The sequence below is a fragment of the Pseudomonas sp. R43(2017) genome (genome assembly GCF_002112345.1).
Lineage (GTDB): Bacteria > Pseudomonadota > Gammaproteobacteria > Pseudomonadales > Pseudomonadaceae > Aquipseudomonas > Aquipseudomonas kribbensis.
The window spans coordinates 775,765-800,160 of sequence record NZ_NEHJ01000001.1; the positions used below are offsets into that span (position 1 = coordinate 775,765).

Here is a 24,396-nt window from a genome sequence, read left to right on the forward strand (position 1 = left end):
ATGTCCGACCTGCCCAATCTCGACCCTTCACTGATTCAGAAAACCACCCGCGACGACGGCCTCCACAAGCCACGTATCCTGCTGCTCTACGGCTCGACCCGCCCGCGTTCCTTCAGCCGCTTGCTGGTGGAAGAAGCCGCGCGACTGCTGGAGCACTTCGGTGCCGAAACGCGGATCTTCAATCCATCGGGCCTGCCGCTGCCGGACGATGCGCCCGGCGATCATCCGAAAGTCCAGGAGCTGCTTGCGCTGATGCAATGGTCCGAAGGCCAGGTCTGGTGCTCGCCAGAACGTCACGGCGCGATGTCGGCGGTGTTCAAGGCGCAGATCGACTGGGTGCCGCTGGCGCTTGGCGCCGTGCGCCCGACCCAGGGCAAGACCCTGGCGGTGATGCAGGTCTGCGGCGGTTCGCAATCGTTCAACGTGGTCAATCAACTGCGCGTTCTGGGCCGCTGGATGCGCATGTTCACCATCCCCAATCAGTCTTCGGTGCCCAAGGCGTATCTGGAGTTTGACGAAGGCAATCGCATGAAACCTTCGGCGCTGTACGACCGGGTGGTCGACGTGATGGAGGAGCTGGTTAAGTTCACGCTGTTACTGCGTGATCGCCCGGATCTGGTGGATCGTTACTCGGAGCGCAAGGAATCGGCGGAGGAACTGATGCAGCGGGTCAATCAGCGCTCGATCTGAAGCCCTGAACAAAAAACGGCGCGATGATTCTCGCCGTTTTTTTATATCTCGACCTTACTTGCTGATCGAAACCAGCGTCGCCTTGCTGCCCTCCATCCGGAACGAAAACTTCACCCGGTCCCCGGCCGCCAACCCGGCCAACTGCTCCTCATTTGCCGCGAAGCCCATGGTCATCGGCGGCCACTGCAACGACGCTACGGCACCATGTGCAATGGTCACGGTGTGCTTCGCGGCATCGATGGCCTTGATCGTGCCCTCGGCATTCGCGGCCGGTATCTGTTGCGTGGCGGCCTGCATCTGCATGCCCTGCATGTCGTCCATCTTCATGCCGGGCATGTCTTCTGCCTGCACAGTAAAAGCGAACGCAACCAGCGTGCCGGCAACAGAGATCGGGATCAGTTTCATGAGGTTTTTCCTTCAGTTTGGAGGGTTTCAACGGACAAGTGACGGCGGCGCATCAGTCGATACGCCGCCGGGATGACAAACAGGGACAACAAGGGCGCCGTGACCATGCCGCCAACCATCGGTGCGGCGATACGGCTCATGACTTCGCTACCGGTGCCGCTGCCCAGCAGAATCGGCAACAGGCCGGCAATGATCACGGCCACGGTCATGGCTTTGGGGCGCACGCGCTGCACGGCGCCTTCGCGAATCGCCGCGACCAGCCCGCGCTCGGTGCGGTCGCCGCCGTCTTCGCGCTCGGCCCAGGCATTTTTCAGGTAGAGCAGCATGATCACGCCGAACTCGGCAGAGACTCCGGCCAGCGCAATGAACCCTACCCCGGTGGCGACCGACAGGTTGTAGCCCAGCAGGTAGAGAAACCACGCACCGCCACTCAGGGCGAACGGCAGCGTGGCCATGATCAGCAGCGCTTCGTCGAAGCGGGCGAAGGTCAGGTAGAGCAGCACGAAAATGATCAGCAGCGTGGCTGGCACCACCAGTTTCAGGCGAGCGTTGGCCCGTTCGAGAAACTCGAATTGTCCCGAGTAACTCAGACTCATGCCCGGCTGCAATTTCACCTGTTCGCTGACCGCTCGACGCAGATCAGCCACCACTGACGCGATGTCCCGCCCGCGCACGTCGATGTAAACCCAGCCGGACGGTCGGGCGTTTTCGCTCTTGAGCATCGGCGGGCCGTCCGTGACCCGGATTTTCGCCAGCATGCCGAGGGTGACCTGACTGCCCGAAGGCGTGTAGATCGGCAGTTGCTCCAGGGCACCGGGCGAATCGCGCCACTCTCGCGGGTAACGGATATTGATCGGGAACCGCGCCAGCCCCTCGATGGTTTCCCCGACGGTTTCGCCGCCGATGGCCCCCGCGACGATGGACTGCACATCACTGATGTTCAGCCCGTAACGGCCGGCGGCGTTGCGATCGATATCGACGTCGATGTAACGACCACCGGTGAGGCGCTCGGCCAGCGCCGAACTGACGCCGGGCACGTCTTTGGCCACACGCTCGACGGCCTGGGTCACCGCATCGATCTGGGCCAGATCGTTGCCGGCGACCTTCACGCCGATGGGGCTCTTGATCCCGGTGGCGAGCATGTCGATGCGGTTGCGGATCGGCGGAATCCAGATGTTGGTCAGGCCCGGCACTTTCACCACGCGATCCAGTTCTTCCACCAGTTTTTCCGGGGTCATGCCCGGGCGCCATTGTTCGTGGGGCTTGAACTGGATCGTGGTTTCGAACATCTCCAGCGGTGCCGGATCGGTAGCCGTTTCGGCGCGCCCGGCCTTGCCGAACACATGCTCGACCTCGGGCACGGTCTTGATCAGGCGGTCGGTCTGCTGCAGCAATTGCGCGGCTTTTTGCGCTGACAAACCCGGCAAGGCCGACGGCATGTACAGCAGATCGCCCTCGTCCAGCGGCGGCAGAAACTCGCCACCGAGCCGCGAGACCGGCCACGCCGCACTGACGAACACCAGCAGCGCCATCACCAGCGTGAACTTCGGTCGGCGCAACACCGCATCCAAGGCTGGCTGGTAGATCCGGATCAACCAACGGTTGAGCGGATTGTGGCGCTCATCCGGAATCCGTCCACGAATCCAGTAGCCCATCAGCACTGGCACCAGAGTCACCGACAGCCCCGCTGCCGCCGCCATGGCGTAGGTCTTGGTGAACGCCAGCGGGCCGAACAACCGTCCTTCCTGAGCCTGCAAGGTAAACACCGGGATGAACGACAGCGTGATGATCAGCAGGCAGAAGAACAGCGCCGGCCCCACCTCTGCCGCCGCGTCGGTCATCACCTGCCAATGGCGCTCGCCCTTGAGTTCCTGACCCGGATTGGCGGCGTGCCATGCTTCAATTTTTTTGTGTGCGTTTTCGATCATCACCACGGCGGCATCGACCATCGCACCAATGGCGATGGCAATCCCGCCCAGTGACATGATGTTGGCGTTCAGCCCCTGATGACGCATGACGATGAACGCAATCAGCACACCCACCGGCAACGAGATGATCGCCACCAGCGACGAACGCAGGTGCCAGAGAAAGATCCCGCACACCAGCGCCACAACGATGAACTCTTCAAGCAGTTTGTGGCTGAGGTTGTCCACGGCGCGATCGATCAGCTTGCTGCGATCGTAGGTGGTGACGATCTCCACGCCGGGCGGCAGGCTGCTTTTCATGTCCTCGAGTTTCGCCTTGACCGCCGCGATGGTCTCCCGGGCGTTCTTGCCGCTGCGCAGGACCACCACGCCGCCGACGGTCTCGCCCTGGCCGTCCAGTTCGGTGATGCCCCGGCGCATGTCCGGTCCGGTCTGGACCGTGGCGACATCGCCCAGGGTCACCGGCACCCCGCCGGCCCCAAGTTTGAGCGGGATCGCCCGGAAGTCATCGAGGGTTTTCAGATAGCCGGACGCGCGCACGATGAACTCGGTCTCGGCCATTTCCAGCACCGCACCGCCGGTTTCCTGATTGGCCTTGCCGATGGCTTCACGCACCTGCGCCAGGGTGATGCCGAGGCTGGCCAGTTTTACCGGATCGGGCTGCACCTGATACTGCTTGACCATGCCGCCGAGGGTGGCGACTTCGGCGACGTTGGGCAGGGTCTTGAGCTCGAACTTGAGGAACCAGTCCTGCAACGCCCGCAACTGCGCCAGATCGTGCTGGCCGCTGCGATCCACCAGCGCGTACTGATAGATCCAGCCGACCCCGGTGGCATCCGGCCCCAACGCCGGTTTGGCACTGGCCGGCAGGCGACTCTGGATCTGGCTCAGGTACTCCAGCACCCGCGAGCGCGCCCAGTATTGATCGGTGCCGTCCTCGAACAACACGTACACAAAGCTGTCACCGAAAAACGAATAGCCGCGCACGGTTTTAGCACCCGGCACCGAGAGCATGGTGGTGGTCAGCGGATAGGTCACCTGGTTCTCGACGATCTGCGGCGCCTGCCCGGGGTACGGCGTGCGGATGATCACCTGCACGTCGGACAAATCCGGCAGTGCATCGATCGGCGTACTTTGCACCGACCACACTCCCCAACCGGTGACGAACAGCGTCGCCAGCAGCACCAGAAAACGGTTGGCCACGGACCAGCGAATCAGCGCGGCAATCATGGCTGGCTCCCCGAGGCTTGGTCGTCCGTCTCAAGTGGCGCAGCGACGATGCCCTTCAGGCTGGCTTCCGAATCGAGCAGGAACTGGCCGGAAGTCACAACCTTCTGCCCTTCCTCCAGGCCTTGAAGGATCACCGTTCTGCCGTCGCTTTCCTGTCCGGGCCGTACCTCCACCGGACGATAGTGCCCCGCGTCCTCGGCCAGCATGACCAACGCGCGCTTGCCGGTACGGATCACCGCTTCGCTCGGCACCCACAGGCTGTTTTGCCCGGTCGAACGATTCAAACGGACCTGCGCGGTCATCCCCGGACGCAAGCGACCCTCGGCGTTGGCCAATTCGACCCGCACGCGCAGGGTGCGGCTGTCCGGGTTGGTGTCCGGCAAGATTGCGCTGACCTTGCCGTTGAACACGGTGCCGGGAAATGCCGGCAACCGCGCCTCGATGGCTTGCCCTTCGGCAATGGAACCGGTCTGCGCTTCCGGCACCGCCACGGCGAGCCAGACACTGCCCAGCCCGTTGATCCGCGCCAGCGTCTCGCCGTTGGCCACGGTCATGCCGGTGCGCACGTTGAGTTCCTGAACCACGCCGCTTACCGGGCTGGTGACGGTGAGGTTCGGCTGAACCTTGCCGCTGCGTTCCACCTGGGCAATCAGGCTCGATGGCATGCCGGTCAGTTGCAGCCGTTGGCGCGCCGCCGAAATCAGCTCCCGGTCGCCGCTGCGCCTGAGGGCCAGAAACTCGGTCTGCGCTGCCGCCCAGTCCGGTACGAGAATGTCCGCCAATGGCGCCCCCGCCGCCAGCACATCCCCCGGCGCCCGGGCGTAGACCCGTTCGACAAAACCGCTGGTGCGGGTCTGGATCACCGCCACATCGCGCTCGTTGAAATCCAACACACCGGTCACGTCAAGGCTGGAGGAAAAGGCCCCGCGCACAACCGTTGCCGTGCGCAGCCCCAGATTCTGGGTCAGGCCCGGGTCGATGCTGACCGTCGCATTGCCAGCGCCTTCGCTGGCGTATCGCGGCACCAGTTGCATGTCCATGAAGGGCGACTTGCCCGGCTTGTCGAACTTCTGTTGTGGGTACATCGGGTCGTACCAGTACAGGGCCTTGGGTTCGGTGCCCTGCTCCGCTGCCGCGCCGGATTCGCCAGGCATACGCTGATAAGCCACGCCGTAGCCCGCAGCAACCCCCACCGCAAGGGCAAGGCCGGCCAGCCAGAAGCTGTTGTGTTTTTGTAGGTTCACAGGCTGCTCTCCCCATAAGCGAAATGCAGACGCGCAGCGGTCAGTGCGCGCTGTTCTTCCACGTCGATCTGTTTGAGGCGCGCCTCGATGAGTTCACGGCGGGCGCTGACCACGGCGTTCAGATCGCCCTTGCCGGCGCGATAACTGGCCAGGCTCAACTCGACCTTTTCTTTGGCCAGCGGTACCAGGCTTTGCTGGTTGCGCAGTACCGCCCGGTCGAGGCGCGTATAGTCGGCCAGCTCGTTTTCCAGTTGTTCGGTGTGCTCCCGGGACAAGGCTTCGCGCTCAGCCTCGATCTGGCTGAGCTCGGCCTGGCGGGCGGCGATCTTCGGGTTCTGCCGCGACTCGGGAAACAGCGGCAGATCCCAGGAAAACTGCACGCTGACCATGTCGCCGAATTCGCGGCCACGGTGCTGGTAATCCACTTCCCAGCTCCAGTCGGACTTTTTCTCGGACACGGCTTCCTGCACCTTCGCCTGCGCTTCGCGGGCCATGGGCGCAAATGCGGCCAGTTCGGGATGGTGTTGCAGTTGATGATTGAAGGTGGCGGGCTCGACCGACCATTGCGGCAGGTTGCCTTCGGGCTTGTCGTTGGCGGCGGTGCCGATCCAGCGCTTGAGCGCCGCCCGGGCCTGGGTGCGCTCCAGCGTCAGGTTGTCTTCTTGCTCGGCCAGTCGGGCGGCTTCCTGCTTCGGCGTCACCGCGTCTGCAGGTTGCGCCCGGCCACCGGCAATCTGCGCCCGCACGGTATCGCTCAGCAGGCGGTTTTCCTTGTAGAAGTCTTGAAGCAGCGCCTGTTTGCGCTCCACCGAATAGCTGCCGATCCACGCCAGCGCGGTGGCCTGACGGACTTTCAGACGTTCGACGCGACGTTCCGCCGCCGCGCGCTCGACGCCCGCCTCGGCGACTTCGATGCGCGCCTTGCGCTTGTCGCCATTGGGCATGTCCTGGCGCCAGCCGACCATTTGCATGGTCATGAAGTCCTTGTCGAGGCTGTAGCGATCCGGGCCACCCACGGGATAATTCTGCACGCCCAGCACCAGTTTCGGATCGGGCAACTCCCCCGCCGGGATGGCGGTGCTGCTGGCAGCCTGGATTTTTGCATCTTGAGCGTTCAGCGACGGCGCGTTGGTTTCCGCCAGTCGCAGCGCTTCATCGAGTGTCAGCGCGGCGGCGAAACCCGGCCACGCGAGCACGCTTGCCGCAAGGCCGGCCGCGAAGGGCCAACCTGTGCACTTGAATGTCATGTTTACGATTCCTGTGATCGTCCGCTGTGCGCGGCGTAAAACACGCGCACAGCCAATCCACTCCGCCGGGGCGGAATGAGTTTTCAAGGGAGACAGGAATCAGACGCGGGGCGGTCGCCAGACCCCGGACGGGGTCGCTACGGGCAGGGAATCACTGAAAAAAGAATGTGTCACGGGGCTGAACACGGTGACGGGCGGCTTGAGGATCGCGACTTGCAGCAGGCCGCCAGTCTTGCACTCCTGGCCCGGCTTGCAAGGCGCGCCGTGATCGGTGGGGCTTTTCATGTCCTTGCAGCAATCCATCCCCATGCCATCCATCATCGCCATGCCCATGGCTTGCATCGGGCAGGGTTCTGTCGGTGCCTGCCCGCCCGCCATCCCGCTGAGGGGAAGCGCCAGGCTGATCAGGAAGACGAGACAAAACCGCAGGTAGCGTTTCATGGCCGGAAGTCTAGTTGCGAGAAACGGGATTCACAATCGGATGCCGGCGATATCAGCGGATGAGCATTAAGCCAGGATTAGCAACGGAAAATCATGCAGCGGTCGCGCGATCACCTAACCTCATTGATTGTGTGTTCAACCGGAATCGCCAGTCCCATGCGTAACGCATTGAAGTCATTGATGTTCGTCGCCCTGATCCTGCTTGTCCCGGGGCTGGCTACGGTGTCGGCCGCAGATTTGTCGCCCTCGCCCGACAGCGGTGCCCCGCTGCCCGGTGTCACCCAGAATGATCTGCAAGCCCTGCAACAACGCCTCGATGGCCTGAAGCAGCAGATCTCGTCCGCCAACAATTACAACCAGCTCGAAGGCCCCCAGGATCGGGTGCAGACGTTCATTCTGGACATTGATCGGCTGTCGGCTTCGCTGCTGCCACAACAGGCACAACTGACCGTACAACTTGGGGTACTGGGCGCAGCACCGACGGAAACGGTGGCCGCCGAGCAGGCCGACATCGCCGCACAACGGGCCGCGTTGATCGAGCAGAAGAACAAGGTCGATACCGCGCTGAAGAATCTGGCCACGCTCAAGCAGAACGCCACCGATCTGATCACCCAGATCGCCGGCATTCGCCGCACGTTGCTGGAAAGCGAACTCACCCTGCGTACCGACAGCGTGCTCAGCCCTGATTTCTGGTCGCCGATGATCGATCCAGACCCTGCCGATCGCCAACGCCTGCAGATGTTCGTCGACCAGATCAAGGAAACCGGCACCGAGGCCTGGCAAACGGGGCAACGGTTCTACACCAGCGTGCTGGTGGTGCTGTCCTTCATGGTCTGGACCCTGGGCCGACGTCTCGCCGACCGCTGGCTGGCGTGGGTGTGCATCCATCGCATGCCCGAAGGCCGGTTGCGCCGCAGCTCGCTGGCCTTCGCCTCGGCGCTGGCGACACTGGCGACCACCGCGATAGCCCTGGAATTGCTGTATTACGCCTGCACCCGGCATGTGCCGCTGCCGCCGATGCTGGCGACGTTCTCCGACGAATTCCAGAAAGTCGTGTACGCCTGCGTGATGATCACCAGCCTGAGCCGCGCCTTGCTGTCCACCGAGCACCCGTCGTGGCGGTTGCCGGCGATTGCCGAACCGGTAGCTCTCACGCTCAAACCTTTCGCGAGAGTCCTCGCCGCGACGCTGCTGGTGCTGGTAACGGCGGTGCAGGTCGGCAACTCGTCCGGCATGAGCAGCCAGATCGTGATCACCGGCCGCGGCGTGATCGCGCTGGTAGTGCTGGCCATCGTCACCGTGCTGCTGATGCGCGTCGGCAAGGTGCGCAAGGCGCTGGCGGCGGCCGGAGATGCGCAGGTGACGGGCAACACCCTCGCCGGGGTGATTTACACCGTGACCACACTGGCGATGGTCATTTCCCTCGGTGCGTTGCTGACAGGCTACGTATCGCTGGCGCGGTTCATCACCTATGAACTGGTGTGGGCGTTTATCGTGCTGTCCGGTTTCTACCTGCTGATGCAGTTGCTCAAGGACAGCTGCGAATACGTCTTCTCGCCCCGCCATTCCAGTGGCAAGGCCTTGAAGCAACTGCTCGGCGTCGGCGACCGGCGCCTTGAACAGGCCTCGACCCTGCTGGCCGGCGTGGGCCGGGCGGCGTTGCTGTTGCTGGCGGTGATCACGCTGTTCGTGGGCGGCATCGGCACCACGCTGGGTCAATTGGCCAACAGCATCGGCACCATTCTCGGCGGTGCCGGCCTGCGCAAACTGAACATCGTTCCCGGTCATTTGCTCAACGCCATACTCGCCCTGCTGATCGGTATTTACCTGATTCGTGCCCTGCGCCGCTGGCTCGACAACGAGTTCCTGCCCAAGACCGACATGGACCCCGGCATGTGCGCGTCGCTCAGCACGCTGTTTTCCAACATCGGCTACGCGGTGGTGATTCTGCTGACGTTGTCGTCGCTGGGCGTGCAGTGGACCAACCTGGCGTGGATCGTCAGCGCGCTGTCCGTGGGGATCGGTTTCGGTCTGCAGGAGATCGTGAAGAACTTTGTCTCGGGGCTGATCCTGCTCACCGAACGCCCAGTCAAAGTGGGCGACCTGATCAGCATCAGCGGTGTCGAGGGCGACATTCGGCGGATCAACGTGCGCGCCACGGAAATCCAGCTCAGCGACCGCTCGATCGTGATCGTGCCCAACTCGCAACTGATCTCGCAGAACCTGCGCAATGTCACCCTTGGCGGCAGCGCCCAGGGCGTGGCGACGCTGGAGCTGATGTTCCCGCTGGACATCGACCCCGAACAGGTCAAAGGCCTGCTGCTCGACACCTACACAGAGCACGAAACCATTCTCGGCAAACCGGCGCCGTTCGTGCGTTTCAGCAAACTTTCACCCGATGGCATCACGCTGACCGTGACGGGTTACGTCGACAGCCCGAGGATTGTCGGCAAGACCAAGAGTGATCTGTTGTTCGAGATACTCAAGCGGCTGGGGGCGGCGGGGATTGAGTTGGCGAAGCCGCCGAGTACTTGATGGAAAGGCGGCTCGTCGTCCCGGTGGTTTTAGAAGTCAGTCACGGTTGTTCCTGCAATGCTCTGGGCAAACTCGATGCCGAATACCCGAGCCGGTGTTTCAAAACCTGGTCGCCGCTCCCCCGCCAACACTCGACGAGCAGCCTCCACGGCTACCAACGGTGTGTAGGTATATCCGTTGACCGTTTCAATGACCGACCGCGCGGCACTGCCGTTGACGCCAGAGACTTCGGCCACCGCACGGGCGCGATGAGCCTCACGCTGTTCGGCGCTGGGGCCGTCCGGCAACAGCGACAGATCGCCCTCGGGAAACGCGTCGCCACTGATGTGCACATACATGGCAATGTCGGGAATGCCGGTGGAGTGCCAACCGGTGACCAGGTCACCGAACGATAGCGGTACGCAAACCACCGGTCCGTCGCCGAAATCGAAGTGGCAGGGCTCAGCATCGGGCGTGGCGACCAGTTGTCCGTCGACCCTGGCCAACAGGCCCGCGCCAACGATTTCACCGACGCTCAGAGCCGACCCGCGAGACATGGAGCCCGCCACTTGCAGTGCGATCTTCAGTGAACGCGGTCCCTGTACACGTCGAGCGACATGCATCGCCAGGCAATCGGTCGGCACCACATCACAGCCGACACCAGGCAGCAACATCACACCGGCCTTCGCGGCTTCGGCGCCTAGTTGCTCGGCCCGCCGATAGACATTGATCTCTGCGGTGATATCCAGATAGTCCACTCCGGCCTTGATACACGCCTGCATGAAAATGTCCGCCGTCCGCACGAACGGCCCTGCAAAGTTCAACAGTACTGCAACGCCCTCCAGAGACTCTGCTGCGACGGCATCCGCAGCGAACACTCGATAAGGCAGGTCCAGTTGCGCGGCGAGGGATTGGAGTTTTTCCGCTGTCCGGCCGGCGATGACGACATCGAGGCCCAACGACCGAGCGTGCTCGGCCGCCATGCGCCCGGTGTAACCCGTCGCGCCGTAGATCATTAATGTACTCATTGGGCGTGCTGCCATTTTTTGTAGACGAACTCCAGGCTGTAACCGTCCGGATCGAGGACGTTGGCCGCGTAATAATCGGGGTCGTAATGCAAGCGTGCGCCCGGCGGGCCATTGTCGACAGCACCCCGTTCAATGGCCACCGCGTAAGCCGCGTCAACCTCGGCCTTGCTGCTGGCGACAAAACCTACATGCACTGCCCGCCCCTCTGGCACACCTGCGCGCAACCAGAAAAACATCCGGCCATGGGCACCGAAACCTTTCAGGTCGGGATGCCCCGGCGGGCCGTCCTTGCCGTCGTAATCGAGCCTGGCGGTGATGCCCAGGGGGGTCAATACAGCCGTATAGAAATCAATGGAGCGCTGGATATCGCTGACTGACAGAAAAATATGATCAAGCATGGTGCTGCCTCGCGTTCAATGGTCGGTTCAGATGAAATAGCCGCCCGCGACTTCAATGGATTGGGCGTTGATCCAGCCGCTCTCTTCGCACAGCAACAAGGAAATGACACGAGCAACGTCCTGCGGCTCGCCCACCCGGCCGAGGGCCGTTTGCGAGGCCAGCAAGGCCTCGAATTCATCATTCAAACCGCCGCCCAATTCAGTGCGTATCGCGCCCGGCGAAACCGCGTTGGCCCGAATCCGGCGATCCGCGAACTCCTTGGCCATGTAACGCGTCAGGACCTCAAGCCCACCCTTGGCGGCGGCATATGGCGCCACGCCCGCTGTTGCGACGCGGGTGGTCGCACTCGTCAGATTGACGATACTGGCACCCTCCTCCATTAGCGGCAGCAGCGTCTGTGTGAGAAAAAACGGGCCCTTGAGGTGGGCGTTCAAAACACAAAAGGGGACAGATTTATTTTCTATTTTCTGAAAATAAATCTGTCCCCTTTTGTGGTCCCCTTTTGTGGTCCTTTTGTGCAAACGATGCGGGTTATATCCGCCGGGTGAACCTGCATCACTCTTCAGTGAAAAGGCTCGGCTCCTGGCTGGCTTCAGCTTCCATCTTCAAGCGGTCAGCCTTGCTGACGTATTTGGGCTTGTTGCTTTTCGGCGCCAGTTTGGCGTTGGCCTTTCTGGATTTTTCCTTGAAGAGTTGTTGCAGTTTCTTTTGGCGATTCATGGTGTCTTGCCCTGCTTGAAAGTTGTTGAATGATATCAGCCCTGAGTCAGGTTCAAGCGAGCACTTCGGTGATCCACCGCACCTGCCGGGTCAGGTCCTGCACCTTCTCTTCGGGCACCGCATGTCGCGCGCGACCGAAGTGCGTCAGAGTCTGCTGCTTGTGCCGTAACCGGTGCTGCCACTTGCTGACAAACGCCGGGCTGCGCGCCTGCAATTGCAGCGGACCGAAGTACAGTTCTTCGGCGGAGTAAATCACCGGCTCGCCACGCTCGGCGACGATGATTTCGTAGTCGAAGCGGTTTTCCCGCAGGACTTCTTCGCAGAGGATCCGATAGCCGTTGTCCATCAACCATTGGCGCAGCGGTTGCTCGCCGCCGTTGGGTTGCAGGATCAGGCGTTCGCGGCCGCTCAGGCGCGACTTGCCGGCTTCGAGAATGTCGCGGATGGTCTCGCCGCCCATGCCGCACATCGTAATTGCATTGATCCCGTCGGCCGGTTCCACGGCCATCAAGCCATTGGCCAGACGCACGGTGATCTGCTGCTGCAGATCGTTCTCGCAAACGGTGCGTTCAGCCGAGCGAAACGGTGTCAGAGCCATCTCCCCCGCCACCGCCGCCTCGATTGCACCCCGACGCATCAACACCACCGGCAGGTAGCCGTGATCCGAGCCGATATCGGCCAGGCGCGCACCGGCGGGTACGTGCGCAGCGACACGCTCCAGGCGCATGGACAATGTCTGTTCGTTCAACCGCAACCTCTTTCAACTTGGGCATCCGGGATCGGGGCGCGATTCTGGAGGGCAACGTCGTGTATTTCAAATTTAAATGACCAAGCGCGACGATCACACCAACACCGTCAACCAGGCCGACAACAACAACAAAAACGCCAGCCCGGCATTCATGCGCCTGAATGCCCTTGTCGATCCAAAGAACCGCGCGCTGCCCACGCCCAGCACTGCCCACGCCGTCATGCACGGCAGGCAGACCAGCAGAAACACAAAGGCCAGCAACAGCATTCGCATCTGTTCGTCGCCGTTTCCGCCAAACACGCTCACCACCGCCACCGCCATCATCCACACCTTGGGATTGATCAGTTGCAGGCCGGCGGCGCCATAAACGCCAATCCCTTCTTCACCCGCCGTTGCCGGGTCAAGGGACGGCGGCGTGCTGCGAAAGATCTGCCACGCCAGCCAGCTCAGCCACAGCACTCCGGCCCAGGCCATCGCCTGCTGCACCCGGGGATAGCGCAGCAATGTTTCGCCAACGCCGAGCCCGACCACCAGCACCACCAGTGCCGCCGACACACAGGCACCGAAGATGATCGGCAGCGTGGCGAGCATGCCGCGCCGCGAGCTGTGGCTCATCACCAGAATATTGGTCGGCCCCGGGGTGATGGAGGCGACGAAGGAAAACAGCAGAAAAGGCAACAACGATTCCATGGGATGGACTCCGGATCAGAACAGGAGTCCATGGTCGCGGTTGCGAGACGTTCAGTCTGGAAGGTTTGAGCAGCGCTTGCGGTAGTCGGCGGGCGTCAGGTGATAGGCGCGGCGAAACCAGCGGCCGAGATGGCTTTGATCGGCAAACCCCAACGCACTGGCGACGGCGGCAGGCGTTTCACCTCGCGCCAGCATTTGCCGGGCCCGGGCCAGCCGCAACTGGATCAAGTAGCCATGGGGCGCCAGCCCGAAGGCCGACTTGAAGGCACGGGTCAGCCGAAAGCGGTCAACCCCGCAGGCCCGGGCCAGATCATCCAGCCCGATGTCTTCGAAGGCATGGGCATGCAGGTAATCCCGTGCCACCTGCGCCACGCGCGGCAAGCGTGGATCGAACGCCTGACGCTTGCGCCAGTCGAGGTGGGACGTCAAAGCCCCCAGCAAGTGGTCGACAGCGCTCTGCCGCACGATGCGCAAGTCGCCGTGATGCAGGGCCTGAAAGGCCTGATTGATGGAAGTGGCCAGACGCGGGTCCTGGCTCAGGGTGTCGGAGAATCCGAGCTGGCGGTTGTCCGGCGCCTGATCGAACAGCGCCAGCAACTCGCGCTCCAGCCAATGCGGATCGAGATAGAGCATGGAGTAGGTAAAGCCTTCCTCGGTGGGCGCGTGCCCGTCGTGGATTTCCCCCGGCTCCAGCATGAAGATCTTGCCCGGCGTACTGAAATGCCGCACCCGCCGGCAATCGAACTGCTGAACCCCTTGCTCGGTGACGCCCACCAGAAAACTGTCATGCCAGTGCGGATCGTAGGCATGGCCCCGGAAATGGGCACGGATCGACTCGATGCCGGTGTCGGCATCCTGAGACAGGTCGATCCAGTTGCGTTTGTCCACGCAAAGGCTCCGGAGAATTGGGTTCGATGCCTAACTTACCGCGCTTCACGTCGAAGCGTTTAGAAGATTTGTGCAGGTTGACCGACGCAGGCGCGACGCAAATTAAATGAACCCTCGGTTTCACCGCCCGCCTAACCGAATGACCATCAGGAGGTAGCTCATGCAAATCGAAACCACGTGGATCGTACTGGCCATCATTCTTTTGCTCGTCGAACTGTGGGCAATCAACCGGGTACGCAAGAGCGAAGGAAAATCGAGCAACAAGGGCGTCTGGATCGTACTGATCGTGTTTGTACCGTTACTGGGACTGATCGCCTGGGCCCTGGCCGGACCGAAACACATTACCCAGGCCTGAATCTGCGAAAAGCGCAAAACAACCAGGCCCCGATCATTCGGGGCTTTTTCATGGACGGCGGATTTGTATCGCACTGTGTACGGGATGCCTGCGGATACACACGCCCTTAACTCGGGAGCAAAACCGAAACAGCACGGATACACCAACAGGTTTTACTGGGCTCCAGTTCAGAAGGGTTCACCCAGAACCCCGTCCCCGTCGATTGCAAAGGAGCCTGACCATGAAACCTGCAATGCACACCACCGCTACCGGCAACACCCGTCGCCGCCTGCTGGGCCTGTCGATTCTCGCCACCGCCCTGATGCAATTCGGCACGTTCGCCAACGCTCAATCGACGGCACCGGAGCCGGTCAAGACCGTAGCCGCCAGCGTGAAAGCCGACCTGCCCTTCGGCGCGTTAAAACATGTGAAAGCCGGCGTGCTGGACGTGGCCTACGCCGAAACCGGCCCGGCCGATGGTCCGGTGGTGATTCTGCTGCACGGCTGGCCCTACGACATTCACAGCTACGACGAAGTCGCACCGATTCTGGCGGCCAAGGGTTATCGCGTGCTGATGCCGTACGCCCGGGGTTATGGCGATACGCACTTCCTTTCCGACAAGACTGTGCGCAATGGTCAGCCGGCGGCGCTCGCCAGTGACGTCATCGACTTCATGGACGCGCTGAAGATCAAAACTGCCGTACTCGGCGGCTATGACTGGGGCGCACGTTCGGCGGATATCGTCTCGGCGCTGTGGCCTGAGCGCGTCAAAGCGCTGGTGTCGGTCAGCGGTTACCTGATCGGCAATCAGGCCGCCGGCAAGAATCCGCTGCCGCCCAAGGCCGAGCTGCAATGGTGGTATCAGTTCTACTTCGCCACCGACCGTGGTGCGGCCGGTTACGCCAAGAACACCCACGATTTTGCCAAGCTGATCTGGCAAACCGCCTCACCGAAATGGGCGCTGGACGACGCCACCTTCGACCGCAGCGCCAAGGCCCTGGAGAACCCGGATCACGTCGCCATCACCGTGTTCAACTACCGCTGGCGTCTGGGGCTGGTGCAGGGTGAAAGCCAGTACGAAGCGCTGGAGCAGAAACTCGCCACCGCGCCTTCGATCAGCGTGCCGACCATCACCCTGGAAGGCGATGCCAACGGCGCCCCGCACCCGGCGCCCGAGGATTACGCCAAACGCTTTACCGACAAGTATGAGTTCCGTCTGATCAACGGCGGCATCGGCCACAACCTGCCGCAGGAAAGTCCGCAGACCTTCGCCAAAGCAATCATCGACGCCGATCACCTCTGAAGCAGCACGCCGAACGGCTCGTCATTTGACGAGCCGTTTTTCTTTGGACGGTCGATAACCGAAGTAAGCGCTGTAGCACTTGCTGAAATGACTCGGCGATACAAACCCGCAAGCCACCAGCACATCCACCTGAGACAGCTCGGTGTGCTGCAGCAGACGCCGGGCTTCGGTAATGCGCAGTTCCATGTAATAACGCTGCGGTGTGGTGCCCAGTTGCTCCTTGAACAGCCGCTCCAGCTGACGCCGGGAACGCCCGGCATACACCGCCAGTTGTTCCAGCTCCAGCGGCTCTTCGAGGTTGGCGTCCATCAGTTTCACCACTTCGCGCAACGGCGCACTGACGCTGATGTTTTCGGTGGGTTTGATCCGCCGGTAGCGCGATTCCTCGAACGCCAGAATGTCTTCGATACCCTCGACCAACGCCTTGTCGTGCAGGCTTTTGATCCAGTCCAGCGCCATGTGGAATGCCCCGGACGGGCTCGACGCGGTCAACCGGTCGCGGTCGATCACATAGGGCTCGCTGCTGACCTGCGTGGCCTTGGAGATTTCCGCCAGCGCCGGTCGATGCTCCGGGTGAATCGCACAGCGATACCCTTCCAGCACCCCTGCCCGGCCCAGAAACCATGAACCGTTCCACAACCCGGCCAACAGCACGCCAGCCTCGGCGGCCATTTTCAGCAGGCCGATGAACTCGTCACTGGCCTTCAATTCCGTGCGGTAGCCGCCGCAGATCACCAGCAGGTCCAGTTCCTGCAACACACTCGCCTCAAGCCGTGAATCCGGGCGGATCACCAGCCCAAGGTCGCTGATGACTTCTCCGTCGCTCAGGCCAAAAGTGCGGGTGGAAAACAGACCGGGGCGCAGCAGATTGGCGGTGACAAGGGTGTCCAGTGCCTGGGTGAAGGCCGGCAGGGAAAAATGCTCCAGCAGCAAGAACCCCGTGCGGGTCATGCGCCCCGCCCCGGTGGAAGGCTCGTTCAGGTAGCGAAGGTTCTTGCCCTTCATGCCACCGCTGAATTGACGTCGTTCGATCAAGATGCGGTCCATCAGTTACTTGTTATGCCGCCATGCTAACCGCCGGGGCGGCAAAATACTCGGGAATGAATGCAATTCGCCCCAACCGGTACAAACGTGCCGATCGGGGCGAAAAAGACCTGCGAAAAACCGCGATGAATCAGGAAGCGTCGATCCAGATGGTTTTCAGCTCGGTGTACTGGTCATGGGCCCAGATCGACTTGTCACGCCCACCGAAACCGGACTCCTTGTAGCCGCCGAAAGGCGTCGACGCATCGCCCTCGCCGAAGCAGTTCACGGTGACGATACCGGCGCGAATGCCCCGCGAGAGTTTCAGCGCATGGCGCAGGCTGCCGGTGTAGGCCGAGGCCGCCAGACCATAAGCCGTGTCGTTGGCCAGGCTGATCGCCTCGTCGACGGAGGTGAACGTGGTCACGCTCAGCACCGGGCCGAAGATTTCTTCCTGGAACAGACGACTGTCACGGCGGACGCCATCGACGATGGTCGGCTCGACGAAAATGTTGTCGGCCGTGTTGCCCCCCGCCAGCACCGACAGGTTTTGCTCCCGGGCATGGTCGAGGTACGAACGGACCTTCTCGAAATGCGCCTTGCTGATCATGGAGCCCAGACGGTTCTCCGGGTCCAGTGGATCGCCCATTTTCCAGTCGGCCAGATGCACCTTAACGCGCTGGAGCAGTTGGTCCTTGATGTCTGTGTGCACGATCAGCCGCGACGAAGCCGAGCAGTTTTCGCCCATGTTCCAGAACGCGCCGTTGACCACGTGCTGAGCGACCAGATCGACGTCTTCGACATCGTTCATCACCACCGCCGGGTTCTTGCCGCCGCACTCCAGCACGATGCGTTTCAGGTTGGATTCGCTGGAATACTTGAGGAACAAGCGCCCGGTGTCGGTGGACCCGGTGAAGCTGACCATGGCGACGTCCGGATGACGGCCCAGCGGTTCGCCCGCTTCCTTGCCGCCGCCGGGCACCACGTTGAACACGCCGGCGGGAATCCCCGCCTGATGCGCCAGCTCGGCCACACGCAAGGTGCTCAGGGTGGTTTCCTTGGCCGGTTTGACCACAATCGAACAACCAGCGGCCAGCGACGGGCCGATCTTCCACGCGAGCATCAGCAGCGGGAAATTCCACGGCAACACCAGGCCGACCACGCCAATCGGTTCGCGCACGACCATGGTCACCGCGCCGTTTCCGGTCGGTGCAGTCGAGTCGTAGATCTTGTCGATCAGCTCGGCGTGCCAGCGCAGGGTATGAATCGTTTCGGGCACGTCGATGTTCTGGCATTCGCGGATCGGTTTACCGCTGTCGAGGCTTTCCAGCACCGCCAGTTCATGGGAGTGGTCGTCCAGCAATTGGGCGAATCGCAGCAACACCGATTTGCGCGCCGACGGCGCCAGCCCTTGCCAGCGCCCATCCTCGAACGCAGCTTTGGCGGCGGCGACGGCAACGTCCACGTCCTGGGCACCGCAGGCGGTAATCTCGGTCAACACCGCTTCAGTGGCCGGGTTGGTCGTGGTGAAGGTCTTGCCGGACAGCGCGCTGCAGAACTCGCCGTTGATGAACGCCTGATTGCGAAACTCAAGCTTCGCCGCCAGTTCGCGGTATTGCGCTTGACTCAGAAGATCGGCCATTTCAAACCTCCGCGACGATGCGCGCCACATTCTGTTTGAGGGTTTTGATCACGCTTTCCAGCGCTTCCTTCTCGGAGGCTTCCAGAGGCTGCATCGGCTTGCGCACGCCGCCGGCACGCAGGCCGACCAGTTCGCTGCCGTGCTTGATCGACTGTACGAACTTGCCGCTCTCCAGCACATCCATCAGCGGCAACAGCGCCGACATGATCCGTCGGCCCTTGTCGAAGTTCTTCTCCAGAACGCAGGCTTCGTACAGCGCGATGTGCTCGGCCGGAATGAAGTTCGAACCGGCACAGACCCAGCTGCGCGCGCCCCAGGCGAAAAACTCCAGGGCCATGTCGTCCCAGCCGCAGGACAGCTGGATCGAAGGATGCGAATGCGCCAGACGATGCAACTGGGCGGTGTCGCCGGAGCTTTCCTTGATCGCGACGATGTTCTTGCAACCGGCAATCGCCTCGAAGAACTCAGGGCCCATCGCTACGCCCATCCGCGCCGGGTAGTTGTAGAGCATGATCGGCAGGCCGGCGGCCTTGTCCACAGCCAGCACGTGGGCGGCGATTTCCTTTTGCGTCGGCAAGGCATACGGCGGCGAGCCCACCAGAATTGCGTCGGCCTCGATCGACTTGGCGTGCTCGGCGAAGGCCACCGCATCTTCGGTGCGAATCCCGCCCGTGCCGATCACCAGCGGAATCCGGCCGTTGATCACTTCCCTGGCGCGCTCGGCCACTTTCAGCCGCTCGGCGGTGGTGTGGGCGTAGTATTCGCCGGTCGAACCACCGATGACGATGCCGTGAACCCGCGACTCGATCAGATACTCGAGCACTTCGGCGAAGGCCGAATAATCGATCTGGCCATCGGCGGACAAAGGCGTAATGGCGGGGGTAAAGATGCCGTCAAAGTTCATTGGGTTTTCTCCAGTGGTTGCAGTGTTCGATTCGTTGGCCCGACGCCGCTACGGCCCGGGCAAGGTTCAATTCAGCGAGGCAGCCTGTTGCAGGTTGAGCGAGCGGGTTTCCGGCGCGAGCACCCACGACAGCACCAGTCCGACCAGGGTGACGGCCGCCGCGATGTACATGGTCTGGGCGATGCCCAGCGTGCTCAGGGAAACCGGCACCAGATAAGTCCCCGCCGCCGCGCCGATGCGCGACAGTGACGTGCCGACGCCGACCGCGAAGGCACGGATTTCCGTGGGAAACAGTTCATTGGGGTACACCAGCGTCAGCACCTGGGCGCCGCCGATGAACAAGGCGTAAACGGCAAAGAATGCGAGCACCAGCGCGTTGGGCCCCGCGTGACCGACGGCCAGCCCGAGCAGCGCAAGGCCCGAGCAGAGAAAGCTGTAGATCAACAGATTGCGTCGGCCGACGCGGTTGATGATCCGGGTCGAAATCACGCAGCCGATGACAAAGAACAAGGTAATCGCCACCGAGCCGAGGGATGACCAGTCGCCCTGCAGGTTCAGCGCGGCCAGCACCTTCGGCGCAAAGGCATACACGGCAAACAGCGGCACCACCGAACAGGTCCAGAACACCACGACAAACAGCATCCGCTTGCCGTAGCCGGAGTGCAGCAGGTTGAAGATCGTCAGCTTCTCGCCCACCCGGTGCTCGGGAAGATTGGCCAGGGAGAAGTCGTTGCCATAGACCTGTTTGATGATCGCCTCGGCTTCGGCGGCGCGGCCCTTGCTCAACAGCCAGCGTGGCGATTCGGGGGTGCCGATGCGCACCAGAAACAGCATGGCGCCGATGACCGCCGCGCTGGCCAGCACCAGCCGCCAGGCATCGGAGCCCCACAGTTTGAACAACAGCTCGCCCACCACATACGCCATCGCCGCCCCGGCGAACCACATGATCGTCAGCGTCGCCAGACGCGGGCCGCGATATTTGCGCGGCATGAACTCGACCAGCAGCGAAGTCGCCACCGGGTACTCGATGCCGACCGCTACCCCCAGCAGCAGCCGCAGAAAAAACAGCGCCACCGCCGAGTCGACCCACAGCTGCGCCAGCGAGGCCACGATAAACAGGGTCGGCCCGACAAACAGCAGACGCTTGCGACCCAGCACATCGGTCAGCCAGCCGCCGAGAAAGCCGCCGAAGAAAATGCCGATCAGCGCCGAGGCGGCAATCATGCCTTCCCAGAAATCGTCCAGCGCCAGAGACCTGGACATGTGCACCAGCGCCACACCGATGATGCTCAGAACATACCCGTCGACAAAGGAACCACCGGCCGAACGGATCGTCAGCAGACGATGAAAGCCATTGAGCGGTACGTCCTCGATTGATACAGCAACGTTGTTCATTTCTTGTCCTTGTATTCAGTGCATCGTTACTTCAGCTCATCGCGCAGGGCGTGCCATGAGCGTTCAACTTTCGCGGCCGGCGCGGTATTGCCCCCACTTCAGGTTCATGTTCACGCCCAGCGACAGAAACGGTTCGGGCGGGTTTCCCGTCGGCCCCGGCGCCTGCAACAGGAAATCGATCAAGCCGTCGCGCTGCCCGGCCAGCCAGTCGGCGAGCAATTTGCCGGTGACCGTGCCACGGGTGACGCCCAGGCCATTGCAGCCCAGCGCGCCGTACACGTTCGGCGCCAGTTCGCCGAAGAAGCCGTTGTGGTTCCTCGACATGGCCAGCGCCCCGCCCCAGGTGTATTCGAACTGCACTCCCGGCAGCATCGGGAAGCGCTGGTCGAACGACGCGCGGTGCCGGTGCACGAAGCGCTCGTTGTATTTGCTGTTGCTGCGGCCATCGGGGTTGAAGCTGAAGCTGTTGCGGATCAACAAACGGTTGTCGGGGGTGCGCCGCACCGTGGTGCCGAACGGGTCGGCCGGAATCGCGCCCCAGAACGGTTTGCCGCCCAGACGCGCCTGCTCCTCGTCGGTCAGCGGGCGGGTGATGCTGGCGTAGGTGTAGATCGGCAACATGCGGCCCTGCAGAAAACCGAAGCGCATGCCGAACGAGTTGTTGGCGAGGATCAGTCGGTCGGCGGTGATGCTGCCGTGAGCGTGCTTGAGCAAGGTTTTGGCGCCGTATTCCACTTCCAGAATCGGCGTGCGTTCGTACAGGGTGACGTTGGCCGGCAGACTGTCCGCCAGGCCCTTGACCAGCGCCGACGGCTGAACCAGCACCGCACCGGGGGTGAACAGCGCCTTGCGGTAGAAACGGGTGCCCAGATGCTCGGGCAGTTCATCCGCATCGATCATCTGATACGGCTGACCGAGCTTGTCGAGACCCCGGCGATAAGCTTCCAGCACCGCGATGCCGCGCTCTTCCACGGCCGCCTGATACTTGCCGCAGGCTTTCATCTGGCAATCGATGCCGAACTGATCAACCAGATTGCGCAGGATCGACTGGCCCTCCAGGTTCAGCTTCAGGCTGATCCTGGCCAGGTCGATATCGCCGATATAGTCCTCGGCCCCGATGTCGTGGGGCAGATCGATTGCGAAACCGGCATTGCGACCGGACGGCCCCAACCCCACTTCCTGCGCTTCGATCAGCACCACTTCATCGTCGGGGAAGTTCAGCGCGAGCTGGCGTGCCGCCGCCAGCCCGGTGAAGCCGGCGCCGACGACCACCCAACGCGCCGAACGGTGGCCGCGATGGCCAGGCTCGGGGCTGCGTGGCCGGCTCAAGTGGAACCAGCCACAGCTGTCATCATCGGCGGGCAGCGAACTGACTTTCATAGTGTTGAACCGTTTATTGTTGAAATGACAAATCGAACCCGACACGAAGCGAACGCGCGGAGTCGCGTTGAATGAAAACAGCCATCAAAGTTGCGTTACTTGAATCTTTTCAATCGTTCAGAAGTTGGCGGCGAGCGCATATCGCCCGGCACCGGAGTCGTTCGCGTAGTAGTAATCCCGGAAGGTCATGGGCGGCAGTCCGAACAGATCCTTGAAGCGTTTGTAGAAGTGCGGATAACTGACAAACCCGGTTGCCAACGCCACGTCCGTCAATGAACGGTCGCTTTGCACGATCAACTGGCGTGCCCGGGTCAGACGCAACTCCAGGTAATAGCGGTTGGGGGCGGCATTCAGATACCGCGCGAAACGTCGCTCCAGCTGGCGGCGGGAAACACCGACATGGCTGGCGATTTCGTCAATTTCCAAGGGCTCTTCGATGTGTTTTTCCATCAACGAAAGCGCCATGTTCAACGGCTTGGGAATGGCCGCCGGCCGGACATCTTCGGCACGCAGCGTTTCCTGGGTTTTCGGCTGGTGCACCCGTTTGATCTCACCGACCAATGAAGCATCGCTGCGCGAACCCAGTTCCTGCATCAGCGCCAGGGTCATGTCCAGCGCCGAGCAGGCATTGGCGCACGTCGCACGGCGCTGGCCAAAAGCAAAGTCCCGAGTGCACGCCTTCAAATGCGGGAAATACTCGCCGATCAATGCGCGACTATCGCCATGGCAGGCGAAATCCTGCCCCTCCAGCAATCCCGCATCCGCAAGATAGAACGCAGCGTTCCAGCAACCCGCCACCACGCCTTTGGCAGTAGCGACGCGTTTCAGTACCCGACGCAACATCGGGCTCGACGACAGCCGGACCCGCTGACCACCCACGACGATCACCGCATCCTGATGGAAGCCTTCCACCGCCAGCCGCTGCGAAGCGATCGGTACGCCGACATCACTGTCGACCAGGCCGCCTTGCAGCGAATAAGTCGAAATCCTGTAAACCGTGTCGCCATTGATCAGGTTACCGGTGGCCAGCGCGTCCATGGCTGTCGAAAGGGTCGTCAGCGAGAAGTGATCGAGCAAAATGAACGCTACCCGCACGATGCGTTCATGCCCGATCAAATCCGTGGTCTGGCGAAACCCGATGTTCTGCAGTTTCAATGTGCTTTGGAAAGTGTCCATGCTGCGCCACCCGATAACCGTCACTTGGAACAAGAACAACCCGTTTACTTGGCCGCCGCCCGCGCATCGCTCAGCCAGCCGTCGTAACTTTGCTGGTGGGCCTTGATCCATTCGGCAGCGTGGCGCTTGATGTCGGCCAGGGACTTCTCGCCGTTCTGCATCTTCAGGTTCTGCGCACTTTCGTCGGCGGTGCTGATGCTGACCTCGGAGAGAAACTTGCGGGCCACCGGGTTCTTCTCGGCGAATTCCTTGTTCATGACGGCATTGATCGTGTCCACCGGGAAGCCGAGGTTCTTGCCTTCGTAGAAGGTGTCCTTGCTTTCCTTGCCGTCAGGCAGGTCGGTGTACGGCACCGGCAGCCAGACCACGTCGCGCCCTTCGACCAGCACGCTGGAAATCCACTGCGGCACCCAGGTGAAGAACAGCACGGGTTTGCCTTGCTGATAGCGGGCGATGGTGTCGGCCATCAACGCGAAGTACGAGCCGCGGTTGTCGACGACGGTCGGCTCCAGGCCGTAAGCCTTCATGTGGTGCTCGACCATCACTTCGCAGCCCCAGCCCGGGTTGCAACCGGTCAGGTCGGCCTTGCCGTCACCGTTGCTGTCGAACAGCTTGGCGATCTCGGGTTTCTTCAGGTCCGACAGATCCTTGATGTGATAGGCATCTGCGGTTTTCTTGTCGATCAGGTAACCCTGCAGCACGCCCTTCATGATCTGCCCGACCTTGACCATCACGTCATCGCCGCCGGCCTTTTCATAAAACGCTTCGTGCAGGTGCTCCCACTCATGCACGGTGAAATCCGCATCGCCGTAGGACAGCGCGAGAAACATCGCCGGGTAGTCGGTTTCCTTCGGCTGTTTGACGTCGTAGCCCAGTTCCTTGAGCCCGGCGATCACCACTTCACCGCGAAAGCGCTCTTCGGCGATGGTCGGGAAAATCGGCGTGATCGACACACCGGCGCCGGGCTTGTTGGCGTCGGCCGCATAGGCCGCCGAACAAAGCACCGTGCCCAATACACAAGCAACCACACCCGCCATGACGCTTTTCTTGAGATTTGCCAGTTTCATGTT

At 62.0% G+C, this 24,396-nt stretch carries 22 protein-coding genes and 1 pseudogene; 4 read left to right on the plus strand and 19 right to left on the minus strand.

The genetic code is table 11. The features are described 5' to 3' along the window. Window positions 1-690, plus strand: coding sequence for an arsenical resistance protein ArsH (gene arsH / locus CAG02_RS03565; protein ID WP_085708358.1), 690 nt, complete (start codon window positions 1-3; stop codon window positions 688-690). Between the two features lie 54 nt (window positions 691-744). On the opposite strand, the gene CAG02_RS03570 is transcribed toward arsH, so the two are convergent. The 5 genes from CAG02_RS03570 to CAG02_RS03590 form a co-directional block, all read right to left on the minus strand. Beyond that, complete coding sequence (locus CAG02_RS03570; RefSeq protein ID WP_085708359.1) at window positions 745-1,095, minus strand: copper-binding protein; 351 nt, start codon at window positions 1,093-1,095, stop codon at window positions 745-747. Further along, on the minus strand, window positions 1,092-4,250 hold the full coding sequence (locus CAG02_RS03575; RefSeq protein WP_085708360.1) for an efflux RND transporter permease subunit: 3,159 nt from the start codon (window positions 4,248-4,250) through the stop codon (window positions 1,092-1,094). Before CAG02_RS03575 ends, CAG02_RS03570 begins: the two co-directional genes overlap by 4 nt. Beyond that, window positions 4,247-5,494: an efflux RND transporter periplasmic adaptor subunit gene (locus tag CAG02_RS03580; protein WP_085708361.1), complete on the minus strand. Its 1,248-nt coding sequence runs from the start codon at window positions 5,492-5,494 to the stop codon at window positions 4,247-4,249. The genes CAG02_RS03575 and CAG02_RS03580 overlap by 4 nt, the downstream gene beginning before the upstream one ends. Beyond that, window positions 5,491-6,741, minus strand: a complete 1,251-nt coding sequence (locus tag CAG02_RS03585; protein ID WP_085708362.1) for a TolC family protein — start codon at window positions 6,739-6,741, stop codon at window positions 5,491-5,493. The genes CAG02_RS03580 and CAG02_RS03585 overlap by 4 nt, the downstream gene beginning before the upstream one ends. Window positions 6,742-6,840: 99 nt before the next feature. Continuing rightward, window positions 6,841-7,182 (minus strand): hypothetical protein, encoded by a 342-nt coding sequence (locus CAG02_RS03590; protein ID WP_085708363.1) that lies wholly within the window; start codon window positions 7,180-7,182, stop codon window positions 6,841-6,843. Between the two features lie 156 nt (window positions 7,183-7,338). Here CAG02_RS03590 and CAG02_RS03595 point away from each other — a divergent pair, with 156 nt between their 5' ends. Then, window positions 7,339-9,717: a DUF3772 domain-containing protein gene (locus tag CAG02_RS03595; RefSeq protein WP_085708364.1), complete on the plus strand. Its 2,379-nt coding sequence runs from the start codon at window positions 7,339-7,341 to the stop codon at window positions 9,715-9,717. Window positions 9,718-9,746: 29 nt separating this feature from the next. Here CAG02_RS03595 and CAG02_RS03600 read toward each other — a convergent pair whose 3' ends face one another. The 7 genes and pseudogenes from CAG02_RS03600 to CAG02_RS03630 form a co-directional block, all read right to left on the minus strand. Then, window positions 9,747-10,724 (minus strand): trans-acting enoyl reductase family protein, encoded by a 978-nt coding sequence (locus CAG02_RS03600; RefSeq protein WP_085708365.1) that lies wholly within the window; start codon window positions 10,722-10,724, stop codon window positions 9,747-9,749. Next, window positions 10,721-11,122, minus strand: a complete 402-nt coding sequence (locus tag CAG02_RS03605; RefSeq protein WP_085708366.1) for a VOC family protein — start codon at window positions 11,120-11,122, stop codon at window positions 10,721-10,723. The genes CAG02_RS03600 and CAG02_RS03605 overlap by 4 nt, the downstream gene beginning before the upstream one ends. A 27-nt stretch (window positions 11,123-11,149) precedes the next feature. Further along, window positions 11,150-11,560 (minus strand): annotated as a pseudogene (locus CAG02_RS03610) (SDR family NAD(P)-dependent oxidoreductase); the annotation flags it as partial. A gap of 118 nt (window positions 11,561-11,678) precedes the next feature. Beyond that, window positions 11,679-11,843 (minus strand): DUF2986 domain-containing protein, encoded by a 165-nt coding sequence (locus tag CAG02_RS03615; RefSeq protein ID WP_085708367.1) that lies wholly within the window; start codon window positions 11,841-11,843, stop codon window positions 11,679-11,681. A gap of 52 nt (window positions 11,844-11,895) precedes the next feature. After that, complete coding sequence (locus CAG02_RS03620; RefSeq protein WP_085708368.1) at window positions 11,896-12,591, minus strand: tRNA (adenine(22)-N(1))-methyltransferase TrmK; 696 nt, start codon at window positions 12,589-12,591, stop codon at window positions 11,896-11,898. A gap of 93 nt (window positions 12,592-12,684) precedes the next feature. Further along, window positions 12,685-13,281 (minus strand): LysE family translocator, encoded by a 597-nt coding sequence (locus CAG02_RS03625; protein WP_085708369.1) that lies wholly within the window; start codon window positions 13,279-13,281, stop codon window positions 12,685-12,687. 51 nt (window positions 13,282-13,332) lie between these two features. Beyond that, on the minus strand, window positions 13,333-14,169 hold the full coding sequence (locus tag CAG02_RS03630; RefSeq protein WP_085708370.1) for an AraC family transcriptional regulator: 837 nt from the start codon (window positions 14,167-14,169) through the stop codon (window positions 13,333-13,335). A 160-nt stretch (window positions 14,170-14,329) separates the two neighbouring features. Between CAG02_RS03630 and CAG02_RS03635 the strand changes: the two genes are divergently transcribed. Both CAG02_RS03635 and CAG02_RS03640 read left to right on the plus strand, forming a co-directional pair. Next, a complete protein-coding gene (locus CAG02_RS03635) occupies window positions 14,330-14,524 on the plus strand; it encodes a PLDc N-terminal domain-containing protein (RefSeq protein ID WP_085708371.1) in 195 nt (64 codons plus the stop codon). A gap of 220 nt (window positions 14,525-14,744) precedes the next feature. Continuing rightward, window positions 14,745-15,806, plus strand: coding sequence for an alpha/beta fold hydrolase (locus tag CAG02_RS03640; protein WP_085708372.1), 1,062 nt, complete (start codon window positions 14,745-14,747; stop codon window positions 15,804-15,806). A 21-nt stretch (window positions 15,807-15,827) separates the two neighbouring features. On the opposite strand, the gene CAG02_RS03645 is transcribed toward CAG02_RS03640, so the two are convergent. From CAG02_RS03645 to proX, 7 genes are all read right to left on the minus strand, one after another. Continuing rightward, on the minus strand, window positions 15,828-16,853 hold the full coding sequence (locus tag CAG02_RS03645) for a GlxA family transcriptional regulator (protein WP_085708373.1): 1,026 nt from the start codon (window positions 16,851-16,853) through the stop codon (window positions 15,828-15,830). 127 nt (window positions 16,854-16,980) lie between these two features. Next, window positions 16,981-18,471 carry an aldehyde dehydrogenase gene (locus CAG02_RS03650; RefSeq protein ID WP_085708374.1) on the minus strand — a complete coding sequence of 497 codons (1,491 nt, stop codon included), beginning with the start codon at window positions 18,469-18,471 and terminating at the stop codon, window positions 16,981-16,983. A 1-nt stretch (window position 18,472) separates the two neighbouring features. Beyond that, window positions 18,473-19,375, minus strand: a complete 903-nt coding sequence (locus CAG02_RS03655) for a dihydrodipicolinate synthase family protein (RefSeq protein WP_085708375.1) — start codon at window positions 19,373-19,375, stop codon at window positions 18,473-18,475. A 66-nt stretch (window positions 19,376-19,441) separates the two neighbouring features. Then, window positions 19,442-20,770, minus strand: a complete 1,329-nt coding sequence (locus CAG02_RS03660; RefSeq protein ID WP_085708376.1) for an MFS transporter — start codon at window positions 20,768-20,770, stop codon at window positions 19,442-19,444. Window positions 20,771-20,833: 63 nt separating this feature from the next. Further along, a complete protein-coding gene (locus tag CAG02_RS03665) occupies window positions 20,834-22,150 on the minus strand; it encodes an FAD-binding oxidoreductase (protein ID WP_085708377.1) in 1,317 nt (438 codons plus the stop codon). A 117-nt stretch (window positions 22,151-22,267) separates the two neighbouring features. Beyond that, window positions 22,268-23,326 (minus strand): GlxA family transcriptional regulator, encoded by a 1,059-nt coding sequence (locus CAG02_RS03670; protein WP_085708378.1) that lies wholly within the window; start codon window positions 23,324-23,326, stop codon window positions 22,268-22,270. 44 nt (window positions 23,327-23,370) lie between these two features. Next, a complete protein-coding gene (proX, locus tag CAG02_RS03675; RefSeq protein WP_085708379.1) occupies window positions 23,371-24,393 on the minus strand; it encodes a glycine betaine/L-proline ABC transporter substrate-binding protein ProX in 1,023 nt (340 codons plus the stop codon). Window positions 24,394-24,396 lie beyond the last annotated feature (3 nt).

What these genes read in the sequence shown, in the direction of transcription:
- proX (WP_085708379.1), bottom strand. Translation starts at nt 24,393, where the DNA reads ATGAAACTGGCAAATCTCAAGAAAAGCGTCATGGCGGGTGTGGTTGCT.
- CAG02_RS03650 (WP_085708374.1), bottom strand. Translation starts at nt 18,471, where the DNA reads ATGGCCGATCTTCTGAGTCAAGCGCAATACCGCGAACTGGCGGCGAAG.
- CAG02_RS03645 (WP_085708373.1), bottom strand. Translation starts at nt 16,853, where the DNA reads ATGGACCGCATCTTGATCGAACGACGTCAATTCAGCGGTGGCATGAAG.
- CAG02_RS03640 (WP_085708372.1), top strand. Translation starts at nt 14,745, where the DNA reads ATGAAACCTGCAATGCACACCACCGCTACCGGCAACACCCGTCGCCGC.
- CAG02_RS03625 (WP_085708369.1), bottom strand. Translation starts at nt 13,281, where the DNA reads ATGGAATCGTTGTTGCCTTTTCTGCTGTTTTCCTTCGTCGCCTCCATC.
- CAG02_RS03585 (WP_085708362.1), bottom strand. Translation starts at nt 6,741, where the DNA reads ATGACATTCAAGTGCACAGGTTGGCCCTTCGCGGCCGGCCTTGCGGCA.
- CAG02_RS03665 (WP_085708377.1), bottom strand. Translation starts at nt 22,150, where the DNA reads ATGAAAGTCAGTTCGCTGCCCGCCGATGATGACAGCTGTGGCTGGTTC.
- CAG02_RS03575 (WP_085708360.1), bottom strand. Translation starts at nt 4,250, where the DNA reads ATGATTGCCGCGCTGATTCGCTGGTCCGTGGCCAACCGTTTTCTGGTG.
- CAG02_RS03635 (WP_085708371.1), top strand. Translation starts at nt 14,330, where the DNA reads ATGCAAATCGAAACCACGTGGATCGTACTGGCCATCATTCTTTTGCTC.
- arsH (WP_085708358.1), top strand. Translation starts at nt 1, where the DNA reads ATGTCCGACCTGCCCAATCTCGACCCTTCACTGATTCAGAAAACCACC.
- CAG02_RS03670 (WP_085708378.1), bottom strand. Translation starts at nt 23,326, where the DNA reads ATGGACACTTTCCAAAGCACATTGAAACTGCAGAACATCGGGTTTCGC.
- CAG02_RS03590 (WP_085708363.1), bottom strand. Translation starts at nt 7,182, where the DNA reads ATGAAACGCTACCTGCGGTTTTGTCTCGTCTTCCTGATCAGCCTGGCG.
- CAG02_RS03595 (WP_085708364.1), top strand. Translation starts at nt 7,339, where the DNA reads ATGCGTAACGCATTGAAGTCATTGATGTTCGTCGCCCTGATCCTGCTT.
- CAG02_RS03605 (WP_085708366.1), bottom strand. Translation starts at nt 11,122, where the DNA reads ATGCTTGATCATATTTTTCTGTCAGTCAGCGATATCCAGCGCTCCATT.
- CAG02_RS03655 (WP_085708375.1), bottom strand. Translation starts at nt 19,375, where the DNA reads ATGAACTTTGACGGCATCTTTACCCCCGCCATTACGCCTTTGTCCGCC.
- CAG02_RS03615 (WP_085708367.1), bottom strand. Translation starts at nt 11,843, where the DNA reads ATGAATCGCCAAAAGAAACTGCAACAACTCTTCAAGGAAAAATCCAGA.
- CAG02_RS03600 (WP_085708365.1), bottom strand. Translation starts at nt 10,724, where the DNA reads ATGAGTACATTAATGATCTACGGCGCGACGGGTTACACCGGGCGCATG.
- CAG02_RS03660 (WP_085708376.1), bottom strand. Translation starts at nt 20,770, where the DNA reads ATGAACAACGTTGCTGTATCAATCGAGGACGTACCGCTCAATGGCTTT.
- CAG02_RS03570 (WP_085708359.1), bottom strand. Translation starts at nt 1,095, where the DNA reads ATGAAACTGATCCCGATCTCTGTTGCCGGCACGCTGGTTGCGTTCGCT.